Source organism: Dictyobacter vulcani, assembly GCF_008974265.1.
GTDB classification, from domain to species: Bacteria; Chloroflexota; Ktedonobacteria; order Ktedonobacterales; family Ktedonobacteraceae; genus Dictyobacter; species Dictyobacter vulcani.
In genome coordinates this window covers 309,384-322,812 of the sequence record NZ_BKZW01000004.1, presented here as the reverse complement: position 1 = coordinate 322,812, position 13,429 = coordinate 309,384, and the positions used below count along the sequence as shown (strand labels likewise).

8 protein-coding genes and 1 pseudogene are annotated in these 13,429 nt (G+C 54.8%); 1 reads left to right on the top strand and 8 read right to left on the bottom strand.

The window, feature by feature from the left end:
* Positions 1-1,320: 1,320 nt before the first annotated feature.
* The 5 genes and pseudogenes from KDW_RS34485 to KDW_RS28640 form a co-directional block, all read right to left on the bottom strand.
* A pseudogene (locus KDW_RS34485) lies at positions 1,321-2,248 on the bottom strand (PEP/pyruvate-binding domain-containing protein); the annotation flags it as partial.
* Positions 2,249-2,262: 14 nt separating this feature from the next.
* Entirely contained in the window at positions 2,263-3,003 is a 741-nt protein-coding gene (locus KDW_RS28660; protein WP_162005704.1) for a TetR/AcrR family transcriptional regulator, read from the bottom strand.
* A 223-nt stretch (positions 3,004-3,226) separates the two neighbouring features.
* On the bottom strand, positions 3,227-4,132 hold the full coding sequence (locus KDW_RS28655; protein WP_162005703.1) for a WD40/YVTN/BNR-like repeat-containing protein: 906 nt from the start codon (positions 4,130-4,132) through the stop codon (positions 3,227-3,229).
* Between the two features lie 1,103 nt (positions 4,133-5,235).
* On the bottom strand, positions 5,236-7,029 hold the full coding sequence (locus tag KDW_RS28645; RefSeq protein ID WP_151759327.1) for an ATP-binding cassette domain-containing protein: 1,794 nt from the start codon (positions 7,027-7,029) through the stop codon (positions 5,236-5,238).
* Positions 7,029-8,822, bottom strand: a complete 1,794-nt coding sequence (locus tag KDW_RS28640) for an ABC transporter ATP-binding protein (RefSeq protein ID WP_151759326.1) — start codon at positions 8,820-8,822, stop codon at positions 7,029-7,031. The genes KDW_RS28645 and KDW_RS28640 overlap by 1 nt, the downstream gene beginning before the upstream one ends.
* A gap of 391 nt (positions 8,823-9,213) precedes the next feature.
* On the opposite strand from KDW_RS28640, the gene KDW_RS32055 reads away from it, so the two are divergent.
* The gene (locus tag KDW_RS32055) at positions 9,214-9,372 is read left to right on the top strand and encodes a hypothetical protein (RefSeq protein WP_162005702.1); all 159 of its coding nucleotides are present in this window, start codon (positions 9,214-9,216) and stop codon (positions 9,370-9,372) included.
* A 249-nt stretch (positions 9,373-9,621) separates the two neighbouring features.
* Here the strand turns inward: KDW_RS32055 and KDW_RS28635 are convergent, their stop codons facing one another.
* The 3 genes from KDW_RS28635 to KDW_RS28625 form a co-directional block, all read right to left on the bottom strand.
* Positions 9,622-10,422 carry a GNAT family N-acetyltransferase gene (locus tag KDW_RS28635; protein WP_151759325.1) on the bottom strand — a complete coding sequence of 267 codons (801 nt, stop codon included), beginning with the start codon at positions 10,420-10,422 and terminating at the stop codon, positions 9,622-9,624.
* A 133-nt stretch (positions 10,423-10,555) separates the two neighbouring features.
* Positions 10,556-12,328 carry a fatty acyl-AMP ligase gene (locus tag KDW_RS28630; protein WP_198925643.1) on the bottom strand — a complete coding sequence of 591 codons (1,773 nt, stop codon included), beginning with the start codon at positions 12,326-12,328 and terminating at the stop codon, positions 10,556-10,558.
* A gap of 233 nt (positions 12,329-12,561) precedes the next feature.
* Entirely contained in the window at positions 12,562-13,353 is a 792-nt protein-coding gene (locus KDW_RS28625) for a helix-turn-helix transcriptional regulator (protein WP_151759324.1), read from the bottom strand.
* Positions 13,354-13,429: the final 76 nt, after the last annotated feature.

Here is a 13,429-nt window from a genome sequence, read left to right as displayed (position 1 = left end):
ACTGCGCCGTTGTGGGTCTGCCACCCAGCGCAAAGGATCAAAGTGGCCGCGAATGAGAGCAGGATAGGCAGGTAACGCGCTGTAGCGCTCGTAGGCAGTGCGGCGCGCTGGAATATGGGCCAGTGGAGCCTCGTCACCGGCCAGTACAGCCAGAATTTCATCCATCGACAACATGAATAGGGCCTCGCCCTGTCCACTCAGCTCGCCGGCCCGCAAGACAAACTCGCGCAACACCCAGAAGACCCGAATCACTTCCGAGCGCGCCGTTTCGCGATCGCGGAACACCACCATTGAGCGCTGAATACGGCGCTGCATCTTGACTGCCTTGCGCGGGTAACGTTGCTTGAAGCGCTCCCAGGCCGCCGTCTGAGCCTCCTGCTGACGCGTGAACAGCGTCTGGACATCCACTGGAGCTGCGCGCAAGCCGGCCAGCTGGTCATCAATCCAGGCAGGATCCTCGGCAGGCCGTGGGATTGAGACCTCGAATTCGTGTGGGCTACGGTGGCCATACTGGCGTATAAAGGTCGCACGATCAATCTCACCGCGTATCAACTGATCAAGTCCCACTAAGGGTCCCAGGCTCGCCAGGGGATTGGCGCCAGAGCTCAAGCCTGAAAGTAATACATTGGCATCGGTCTCACCCACCAGTTCACGCAGATCGCGCCGAACCATGTAGAGTCCGCTCCCATTCCCTTCCTGTCTGGTGGCAGCCTCCAGCATACTGCTGGCCTCGCGCAAAAAGGGCTCCAACTCGCTATGCCAGAGGGTAATCAGATCCACAGGATCGCTGCTGGCCCGGATGCGCGTCTTTAAAGTCTCACAGCGCGCCGCTGCCGTGGAGAAAAACTCGGGCATCTTGCGCATATTGGTTTTCACCCGTTGCTGGACGCGCAGCACGATGGGCAAGATGGACCGCACCAGATGCCAGCGCGACACCGGAATCAGTGGAATCTCCAGGCCCTCAGGAATATGGCCGAAAGCCTCTTCAATTGCCGCCTTAAAGCGCTTCTGGCCCGCGCCAAATTTCCTGGAGATGGTGGTTGTCAGGCTGATATTCATATAGAAGCGACCACCAATATTCCCGACCGGTTGATACTCACGAATGCCCGGTGCATACATCGGCGAGGTCGCCTCGGACATAAACACTTCGATCAACGACCAGGTACAGGGGGTCATCACGTCGGGCACTGCTTCACCCAGGTTGCCATTTGACCATAGATAATCAACCTTCAGGCTGTCATTCCACTCCTCGCACGGTGCATTGCTGCCACGTAGCGTGGTAATTGGACGCGCCTGCACAATAAAGAAGCGCTCAGCCTGGCGCGCCCACTCGATATCCATGGGCTGCGCATACAATTTCTCGATCTGGACACCGAGGCGCGTCAATTCAGCTACCTGCGGAGCCGTGAGCACCGCCTGCGTACACTGATCCTGCGGGACAGGTTCTTCGTGCGTGCCAGTTGGCGTGCGCACGGTCATCACATCCTTGGCCGTAATCTCCTGCTTGAGAATCGTCCCACTGGCCTTCTCCACCACAATCGTATCCGGCGTGACCAGTCCCCCCACGATCGCCTCGCCAGTCCCCAGGCTGCGTTGATCACAACCTGATTACTGCTACCAGTTACAGGATCCGCGGTAAAGAGGATGCCGGCGGCATCGGCCGCGACCAGTTCCTGCACCACCACCGCCAGACTCACGTCCTCGGACGCGATATGGTGACGCGCGCGATAGTCGATGGCCCGCGCCGTCCACAGCGAGGCCCAGCAGCGCTTCACAGCATCCAGTACCATTGCTGGCCCACGCATATTCAGATAGGTCTCCTGCTGACCGCAAACGACATATCCGGCAAGTCTTCAGCGGTCGCAGAGGAGCGTACCGCCACGGGCAACTCGTCTCCGCCCAGTTGCGCATAAGCCTGACGAATAGCCTCGGCAATATCGTCTGGCACCACACCCTGCTCGAAGAGCTGTGCAATCTGCCTGGATGCAGCTTCCAGCACGGCCGTATGATCGCCTGGCGAGGAGGAAGAAAGCGCGGAGACCGCGTCCATAATCGGCTCTTGTAAGCCGTTATGCTCAACAAAACGGCGATACGCCAGCGTGGTTATATGAAATCCAGGCGGCACCGGCAGACCAGCGGCCGCCAGTCGTGCCAGCGAAGCTCCTTTGCCGCCCACCTGCGCAAGCTGCGCGGCAGCAGCATCCAGGGCTAAAATAATGGCGGTCGCTTGCTCATTGTCCGAAGACATACTCTTCTGAAGAGTCATGATTCCACTTCTTTCTGAAATTGTGTCTGTGCCTTTTCTACTGCAAGATCCAGATAGTGCATAAAATTCTGAGAAATGGTTTGAAGTTCATCCGCAGGAACCGGGCGGTCTGCTTCAAGGGTGCGATGGACCGTCTCGGCCATCAGGTCCGCCAGTTCCTCATCGGAAAGCGTATATTCGTCTGGCATCAATGGCGCCACAAAGAAAAAACCCATAAAGATCGCGCTAAACATATATATTTGTGCGCGCAAGCTCAGATCAGTTCTGATCAGACCATAGTCGCGCAGCAATTCAAGATAGACATTGAAGCCCATCAGCTTCTCTACGTGGGCCGTACGGCTCTGCTCCCCCTGTGCCAGCTTTCCCAGCACATCAATATCGCGCATCAGGACAGCCTTCAGCAACGGACGCTGCATCAGGGCCAGCGCGGAATACTTGAGGATCCCGCGCAAGGTCGCACCTGCGGGATCCGCACTGATACGCTGGCGCAGATCCTCGGCCATCGCCAGCTTCTCGCGGCCGATCAACGCCCGAAACAGCTCCTCACGCGTCTTCCAGTGCAGATACATCGTCCCCTTCGCCACCCCGGCCTGCCTGGAAACATCATCAAGCGTCGTCTTCTGGAAGCCCCAGCGTAGAATCAAAGCCGCCGCCGCATCCAGAATACGCTCCGCCCGCTCACGCCTCCTGGACACCTCGGGCTCCCCCGCGCCCACTCCCCGAACCACCTTTGTCACCTGACTTCCTCCTCTATTTTCAAGGTTATGACTATTTAAGGTTATTCAGTCATATCCATGTATGCATTAAATATAATGTACCCGCCGCGAAAAGTCAAGAGAAGAGAACAGGCTGTCGGGGATCGGGCATATGGTCGTGGAGGGAGGCGATGGGAGGGGATCGTGGGGGACGTTCGCAGGCGCAAGACTTGCCGTTACGCATCCCCCACGCGGTCAGCCGGGTTTATTGTTGGGTGTAGGGGATTTTTTGCCACTCTTTTCCACCATCGGTGGTGTGCATGAGTGTCTGGTTGGCGATGCCCCAGCCATTGTTGGCGTCGATAAAGCTCAATGCGCCCAGGTGGTAGGGAGTATTGGAGGTATCGGTCCAGTGTTTTCCGCCATCGATGGTGCGATAGAATTTACCATTCTGGGTATCGGTTGCCCAGGCATGGAAGGTATCCATGACATAAGTATTTTCGGCCGCGATAGGGACAGGGGTAGTCTGAACCCAGTTCATGCCACTGTCCTCTGAACGATACAGGATCAACAGGTCTCCGTTCTGGGTTTTGATGACCACTGGTAAGAAGACCAGATTGCCAAAGAAGACCGGTGGCTGCGAGATATTCAAGCTCACGGTATACCCGCCCAACACATGCGGCAACGAGACAGTCTGCCAGTTCTGACCGCCATTTTGCGTCAGCAAGATCGAGGGAATAGTGTTGTCGCCGACCTCGCTCAGATTGCCGGTCGCAATACCGGTTTGCGCATCCCTGAAGGAGAGACCGGTCACATAACCCATGTTGAAACCGCTGTTATCCGTGTTCGAGGCGATTTTGGTCCAGTTCATGCCACCGTCGAGCGAGTGCCAGATGTCAATGACAGTGTGACCGGCACCAGGCGTACTGGAAGCCTCAAGCCAGCCCTGCTGGTCATTCACAAAGTGTGGAGTATCCACAATACCGACCAGTGGATCATTGATTTTCGCGCGATCCCAACTCTTGCCACCATTGTGGGTGCGCAAAATCGTGATACCCTGACCAGGTTGCTGCTGGTCAGGCGGGATCGCGATCCAGGCATCATGGTCATTACTAAAGGCCCCCTGGCAAACTGATTGAGTCCCGCATTCGCCGGCGACACATCCTTCCAATGCATGCCACCATCCACCGTCCGCAAAATAGAACTGGCAGTCAATGCCCAGCCAGTATGTTTGTCCAACATGCGAATCGCTTCAAGCGGCTGAGCAGCATTGGCGACTGCCGTACCGGACACGGTCGGAACCACGGTCCTCTTTACCACAGGAGTAGACGTGGCCGCTGCTGGCACTGAAGTAGAATCTGTGCTACCACAGGCCGCCAGCAAAGCTGTCAGCACGATAAAAAGAAATAAAGGGAGCGATGTCTTGCATACGAACTTCCTGTACGTATGTTTTCCTGACATCCATACCCTTCGATATGCATCCATGTTCGCTTCTTCTCTCCATATGATTATTCCTATACACACGAGGACACAAACGCGCTTTCACAATCTCAGGCGTTACAAATGAATTTCTTATTCATTATTATATACCAATGAAAGCATAAAATACCGCATTAACATTACATATGGTGATACAAACCACTACACTATAATTGCTTATGCAGAGATAAAAAACTAAAATATGAGCTCATTCACCAGCAGTAATTACGCAATAAAATCGACCAATGCTTAAAGCATAGTTTTTGTCTTGTTTTTCACAACTGCTAGCATATATTATTGTTATACAGAAATAGATGTATTAGCACACAGGGAATATACACAAAAACACTATACGCTTGTTGTATCTCTATTTCAAGCAAGCAAAAGAGGAGCATAAAAAGGAACACCTTCTCAAAGGATCAAGAGAGATAAAACGTGTAGGTTCGACCCTTTGGGTCGATTCGGTTGCCTCCACGATACCCTCACCTCCGCAGGATCACGCAAGTGAAAAAGCGGTGAAGCAAGGCGTGAAGAGGCTTGCTCATGGTCAAGCACGGATAGCATGCAGGCACGAATCGACCCAAAGGGTCGAACCTACCTGTTCGCTTTTCTTGATCCTTTGAAGTCACTGGGCCTCTGATCGGCTTAGATGCTTTCGTCAATCTCGTCCAGAAAAAGGCTTACGTGAAAAGTATTAGGCGCAAGACCTGCCGGTACATGGCGTTGCTTGCTCGGACGCCGACTGGTCGCTGCCTTTAAGGCTGCCGCTACGGGTCGCAGCGGCTAGCGCTGCCACTACGGCTGTTCATCTCCATAATCACCGCGCCAGAGGCGGCCCATTTCTTCGTTGGTGGCGAGTAGCTCGTCCAGGGTGCCTTCGGCGTCGATCTTACCATCTTTGAGCACAATGATATGGTCGGCACGTTGCAGAGCGGCACGGCGATGGGTGACGACCAGACAGGTGGCATCCTGACGCGCGAAACTGCGTTCCCAGAGGGCACGCTCGGTCTCGACGTCGAGGGCGCTGGAGAGGTCGTCGAAGACGAGTAGCTCGGGATCGCGCACATACATACGGGCGGCTGCAGCACGCTGTACCTGTCCTCCAGAGAGACGAATGCCTCGGGAGCCGATCAGGGTCGCTAATCCCTGCGGCATCTCCGCGACATCTTGTTCCATGACGGCGGCATGGAGCGCAGCGGCTAGATCGGTCTGCGCTGCGGGTATGCCTAGCAGGAGATTATTGCGTAGGGTGTCGCTGAACAGGCGCGGGATCTGCGCTGTGTAAGCACTGTAGGGCGGCTGGAAAAAGTTGGCCGGATCATCCACCTGCTGCTCGTTCCAGTAGATTTCGCCGGCATCCCTGGGCAGTAGACCGAGCAGGACCCGTAGCAGCGTGGTCTTGCCGGATCCAACGCGGCCGGTAATCACGGTGAAGGTGCCGCGTTTGAGTCGCAGGTCGATGGCGCGAATGCCGTTCTCGGTGCCTGGATACTGATAGGTGAGTCCCCGGACGGTCAGTTCCTGTAATTGATGGGCCGAGATTTTCTCGGTATGAACCAGGGCGGGAAGCTGTTCGCGCTCGTAGACTGGCGCGTGCTGTATCAACACGTGGGCTGACTCATCCGGGATCAGTTCGACCATGCGCTGAATAGAGACCTCCTGATACTTGTAGTCGCCCAGGAACATACCCCACTGCGCGGGCAGAGTGGTCGTAAACCAGAGGTAGTAGACGAAGAGCGCGAAATCTCCGACCGTGAAGCTTTTCGCCGCCATGGCCTGTCCCGCCAGGAGCAGGGTGATGCCGATGCCAAAGGTGACGGCGTTGGCGCTGATCGAGTCGAGCAGTTCACGGAACAATTGGGTGCGCACCATGGCCTTGCGGCGCTGATCATTGAGCGTGTGCAGGTGACGCAACACATGCTGCTCCGCATTGGCGACCTTGACAGCCTGGACCGCGCTGAAAAGCTCACCCAGAAAGCCGGTCACATTACCCGTGGCTTTGCGGCCTGCATCATAATAATGGTGGATGCGACCCCAGGCGATGCGGGCCGCGAGCAGCGTCACGGCCAGTGGCAGAAAAATGACCAGCGTGATCAGTAGATTGATGCGCGCCATAATGATGATCGCGATCAGGGCCGCAATGGTCTGTCCGATGATATAGGGTAGCCACATAGGAAAGTCGCAGGTCTCATCAATATCATTCTGGAAGCGATTAATCGCATCACCGGCCGCAACCGGAAAGGTTTTGGCTCCGGGCCGGCGCAGAATACTGGCGAACAGATTAAAGCTCAGCAAGGCACCGGTGGTATAGCGAAAGGTATAGTAGGCCCAGGTCTCACCAAAGGAGAGACTCAGCCGTACCAGTTCCGTTGAGACGTAGAGCGCGATCAAGCCCCACAGACTGACAGCAACCGGGGCCGCGCCAGTCAACGTATCAAAGACACTTTTCTCGATCAGTCCCGGTATGATCTGGAGCACAAAGAAGGTAATCCGAAAAAAGCCATAGGCCAGATAGGGCCAGGGACGATAGCTGATCAGACGCCAGTTAAAGAGCCACACTTTGATTCCACGATCCGCAGTCTGGGCCATCAGAGCACCTCCTTCATATTCTGAGCAACCACGTCGCTCTCCTGTGAATCAGTCGCCGGGTTCTCCAGTCCGGTCTGGAGCAGGCTGTAAAAACGTGAATGGGGATCGCTGGCCAGCGCGGCACGAGGTCCATACTCCACGACACGGCCCTCTTCCAGAAGCATAATCACATCGGCCCGCTGCACCGTTTGCAGGCGATGAGCAATCACAATACCGGTCCGCTGTTGCAGTAAGCGATCCACGGCCTGCTCCAATCGATGCTCGGTCGCTGGATCCAGACGTGACGAGGCTTCATCCAGCACCACCAGTCCTGGATCTTTCAAGAAGACACGCGCAAAGGCAAGCAACTGTCCCTCGCCCGCCGAGAGCGATTTTCCGCCGGCCGCCACATAGGTATCCAGTCCCTGCGGCTGCGCTTCCACCCAGCGCCATAGATCGAGTTCCCTCAGCACCTGCTCAATCTGCGCATCACTGATACTTTGCTTAAAGAAGGTGAGATTGTCGCGAATACTGGCATGAAAAAGCTGCACATCCTGCGTCACCATGCCCACGTGCTCGCGCAAAGCGGTCAGCGTCAGTTGACGAATATCCACGCCATCCAGGTTGATCGTGCCCTCCGTTGGATCATAGAGCCGGAAGAGCAGGCGGGCCAGGGTTGTCTTGCCGCTCCCCGTTCGTCCAAGCAGTCCCAGGACCTGCCCGGGCTGCAACTGAAACGAGATATCCTGCAGGATCGGCGTTTCCTGATCATAACTAAAGGAGACAGCCTGGAAGGCCACGGCCAGACTGCCCCTGGACAGGGCCGCACCCGGACCATCCTGGATCTGTGGCTCTATGTTCAATAAGGCCTCGACCCGCTCGATGCTCGCGGTAGCTTCCTGGAGATCCTTGACCTGCTCTCTGATAATCTCCAATGGCTGCGCTAGCATGCCGATATAGAAGACCAGCAGGTACGCGGTACCAATAGAGATCTGGTGCTGGCTATAGAGCCAGGCACCCAGGGCCAGGCCGAAGGTATAGCCGATGGCATACAGGGCATTGATACTGAAAACCGTCAGATTGCTCACCAACTGAGCCCCGACCGTCGTTTCCAGCATGCGCCGCATCAGTGTAAACAGGCGCTGGGTGACATATGGTACGGCCCCATTCGCACGAATATCCTCGGTACCGGTAATATGCTCTTCCAGGAAACCATAGTAGTCGGCGGTAACTTCGCGCTGGGCGGTCCAGCGTCTGACGGCGATGCCTTGAATAGTACGCAGGGCAAAGAACACCAGGACCGTGTAGAGCACAAATCCGATGCCGATGCGCCAATCCTCGCGCCACAATAGGACGAGCAGTCCCAGAATCAGCAGGCCGTTGCCGGCAACGTTGATCGTGAATTGAGAGAAGAAGTTGGCCTGCGCGGTCACATCATCATCGATGCGCTCGATCAGCTCACCGGGCGTATGCGTTTTATGAAACGGCATATCCAGTTGCAGACTATGCAGCGTCATGTCGGCGCGCAACGCATTGGTCGCGGTCCAGCCGATATTACTGGCCATGTAAGTTGAGACAAACGCAATGATGCGCTGCACTACAGACAGGACAATGAAAAGTCCGGCCGCGGTCAGCAGCAGCGGCAGCGCGCTCCCCGCCTGCGTCGCGTCAATCACACCACGAATAATCTGAGGATTAACCAGTTGCAAACCAATATTTATAAAGAGCAGAATCGTCAGCAAGAGGACACGTCCCCGCTGTGGCTTGAGATACGTCGTCAGCAAGCGCCAGTAGCGTCTAAACTGAGCATCCATACAGCTATTTTTCCTTTCGCTCAAGAGCGTTCCAGGTAATCTGGCAAACATGAGGACACACGGTATGCGTGTGCTTATGAGTAGTGGAGAACGGTGCTGCTGAACGGGAGGCATGCTGCTGCTGCGTGGAATAAGCAGGCAAGCAAAAAAAGCCCGATGAGGCTAAGTGGGCCAGTTATGAGAAGCGCAAAAAACAGCCATTGTCAGTTACAGGACACAGCGCACTTAGCGTAGCAACACCGTAGCTGTGGATGATAACATGATAAGTAATTCCCCCTATTAAAACAAGTTAAACAAAGCATAACCTGAACCGATCAAAAAATCAAGCCCCGTATGGTAGCGGCAGCGGCAAGCGCCAATACGTTTCGTTGAAGGAGAGAACCTCAACGGTATGGCGTGGCGTCGTGTACGTCGAGTGGGCGCCACACGCGGAGGCCGCACTGCTGCGTTTGCGCAGGCCAGCGTGCAAGCAGGACTCGCAGTGCTGTGGCGCCTACACCGCGACGGATCATATCTCGTGTGCCTGCTCGCACCGCAACGTGGTGGGTGAGAGCGTGGATCCTCCCGTACCTTCTCGAAGAGGATCACGACACAGGATCCGTCGCGGTGTAGGCGCCACAGGCATGCGATGCGCTTTGAGCACCTCGCTCCACGAGAACGCCGCATGTCGGCCTCCGCGTGTGGCGCCCTCTCCACGTATGATTCGCTGCTTTTCTCCACAACGTCTTTCGCCGCCACAAAACTCGTTAAACGAAAAGTATTGGCCTTTAAGGCTGCCGGTACGAGGCTTCCGGCCCGCCTAGAAGTGGATTTTCATGATGCGGTGGATGCTGATGAAGCCGGCTTTCTGGATGGCTTTCTGGGAGGCGAGATTGCTGACGTCGCAGGAGCAGATGGGCTTCAGGCCTTGTTGATAGGCGTGCTGCTTGAGTTGCGTGAGGGTGTAGCTGGCCAGGCCTTTGCCACGATAGGCACGCGCAACGACCATGCCGAGGTCGACGTAGGGGCGCTGGCTCTGGCTGGGTATATATTCACCGGCTGCCAGTATGGTGCCTTGCTCTGCTGCCAGCATAAATAGTTCCTGGCGCTGGATGCGTGTACGGAGAAAATCTGGTAGCCAGGCGACTGGCCCGTCGATATTGGCTTGATAAAAACTCAACATATGCTCCAGGTCGCTTTCTGTGGCTGGCCGGAAAATACAGTTACTAATGGCTGGCGTCAGGACAACATTGTGGTGATCCTGAAACAGATAGGCTTGGGCTTGCATGCTGCGCTGCAGATCAAGACAAAGAGAGAAATAGGCTGGCTCGATGGTGCTGGCCATAGCCTGCTGGATCTGATAGCTCTCGATCAGCCAGCGGAAGATCTCCTGGGCGCGCGACTGATAGGTTTCCCACAGGTGGAAGCGTAACAAACACTGGTCCGCGTCCAGGCAAAAATAGCCCACGCTCTGCTCCTGGTCCTGGATCTCCCAGAAGGTGGCTTGCGGGATGATCGCGCCTTCCCACATGCCATCCAGGGGGGCGATCAGGGTACGTAGATAGTCGGCGCTCAACTGTTGAATGCTGGCGGCTTGCTCAATCTGGCGACGTGTCAACATGGAAAATATATACCATCTTTCTCGCTTGAAAAACTCTGAGAGTACACTATAACAGAAAGAAGCGCTTCCTACAATTTCATAGGAAGCGCTTCTTGCTTATGATCCTATATAGAGCAGTTAGAGTATTGATTGATCAGGCTTTCCAGACGTTGAGTTCATTGGCCAGGAAGGCGGTGCGGCAGGCGCGGCGTTGGACTTTGCCACTGGATGTTTTGTGGATGCCGTTGATGCGCAGCAGGACAATTCTAGCGACGGTCAGATCATGGTAATCGGCGATCGCTCGACGGATGTTTCGGAGGATCTCCTGTCGAGCCTGGGCCAGGACCTCCGGGGAGTTGGTGTCCTCCTCGGAGAATTTATAGCGGTGATCGACCTCGGCCAGCACGACCAGGCGCTCTTCGTCGTCATACTCAACGGAAAAGGCCACACTACAGCCGGGACGGAGCGCTGGATGGCTCATCTCTACGGTCTGCTCAATATCCTGTGGATAGTAATTGCGTCCACCCAGGATAATCAGGTCTTTGAGACGGCCGGTGACAAAAAGATGTCCGTCCTGATAGGCACCAAGATCACCGGTGCGTAAGAAGGGTCCTTCGCCGGTAACCAGATGGGCCTGCATGGTGCGCGCGGTCTCTTCTGGCCGCTGCCAGTAGCCCTGAGCAACGCTGGGACCCGAGATCCAGATCTCGCCAACCTCTTCGGGCTTACAGGCTTCCAGGGTGTCGGGATTGACGATCACAATCTCGACATCTTTTGAGCGTACGGCGGCTCCACAGCCCACCAGTTGCTGGACATCGTCGATCGCGCCACTGGCAGGAACAATCAGGTTCTCTTCCAGGGCAGCGCGACTGATGTTCTTAATATAGGGTACGGCGTCCAGCGGCTCGCCACTGACCATCAAGGTATTTTCGGCCAGACCAAAGCCCGGCATAAAACTCGTGGGACGGAAGCCACAACTGGCAAAGGTTTTCGTAAAGCGATGCAGGGTCTCGGCGCGGATCGGCTCGGCTCCATTCAGCGCCACCTTCCAGGAACTCAGGTCCAGTTCTTCCATATCATTTGCCCCGATGCGGCGCAGACACAATTCATAGGCGAAGTTTGGCGCGCAGCTATAGGTACCTTTATACTCGGTGATGGCCTGGAGCCAGCGCAACGGCCGCTGGAGAAAATCAGCCGGGGTCATGAATACAGAGGGAATATTTCCATAGAGGGGCAATAGCATACCAGCAATCAAGCCCATATCATGAAAAATAGGCAGCCAGGATACACCGACCGAATTGGCGTCGATACCGAACTGGTCATGGAGCATTGAGAGGTTATGCAGTAGATTGTTGTGACTGACCATCACCCCTTTGGGTGTCGAGGTCGAGCCAGAAGTATATTGCAGGAAGGCCAGCGATTCGCCGTCAATCTCCGGTGCCACCCAGGCGTCGGCCGTCGACTCATCAATGCTATCGGTCGCCAACCATGTCAGGTGCGTCAGGCCCGCCACATTCGCGGTCCACTGCTGCACTTTATTCAAAACCGCCGATGTTGTTAATACGATTGAGGCGCTGGCATCCTCCACAATCGCCTGGATGCGTGGGAGGGCGCGTTGTGAATGAGGGGGATAGGCCGGGATGGCGGCGGCACCGGCATACAAACAGCCAAAGTAGCCCGCCATATAATCGATGCCCGAAGGATAGAGCAAAAGAACCTGCTTGCCCTCTCCACCATGGTGACGTAGTAGATTGCTAATCGCACGTGCTCTGGTATCCAGCTGCAAATAATTGATACTCTCACTCGCGGTATCGCCATAACGTAGAAAAGTATATGCAGCACTAAATGGATTTTCTCGTGCACGCAACTGTAGTAGGTCAACAATAGTATGTACTTCCACAGTTGTAGAAGTCATCGTCTGGCTCATGCTCAGCTCCTTACCCATGCAGTTTTGCAAGGTCAATAGCAAGATTAGACATGCAGATAAAGTCGTTTAGCGCAACACGCTAGAACTTTGTGCATTGTTGTACTATATGATTATAAGCGTTGCATGGGGCAGAGAGTATTATGTGGAAAGAGCATATTTTCACATGTGCCAGAGTAATTTTCGCGTCCGCACAATAGATTGGCATGATAGTATCTTTGCTACCATGCTAATCGTTAACGACGCGCGAAGCCCAGGACCTTCCGTTGCCTGGTTTGCAGTACCTGGATATGCTCAGGATCAAAGGCGGCCACAAAGGCTTTTCTGGCGGGCACCAGTGATTTATGCTCTAATTTTTCAAAGCCAATTTTGCTCACCAGCTTTTCGCCCGCACTCGAAGAGGTCACGGTATAGATCTTATCAAAGAGATAGCCATTACTGCGTAAGTGCAACAGCAGGTCCGCGAACCGCGAAACGAGAATGCCCGCATAGAGGGTGCGCAGATGGCGACTCAGCGCAGGATCAATGACCAGCACGTCAATATAGATCGTAAAAGGCTCAAGGCGTGGGAAGGGCAGGACATCGCTGACTTTGATATCACGCTCGATCTTCCTGCCCGTCAGGAGCTGGTCCAGCACCTCGTCAGTAAAATAAAACATCGAGATATAACCGACAACAGTTCCTTCAACTTTAAGAGAATGAAAGGTAAATTCATTTTTCTGCTGGAAAATAATACGTTCCGGCAATGGCGTAATGAAATTACGACCAAAGGCCCGCGAACCAATTTCTAATTCCTCAACCTGATCAGCGATCATCGAACGACTGAACGTAATGCCCTGGTCCTGCTCAAAGAGCATTTGCATCGACAACGCCAGGCCATCAATATCACGGCGCGGATAAACGCCCTGCTTCATGCCAGGCGGCACGACTTTTCGAATGAAACCCTGTTTCACTTTGCGGAAAAACATGGCTTTTGATAGCCCAAGCCGTTCTTGCGCTTCAGATGCTGTATAATACTGATCTGCCATGGCGTCAGCCTTTCTTGTCTTATGATTAACCACTCTAAATATAACATATCACCGAGACTTTGTAAACTTTTGCAAT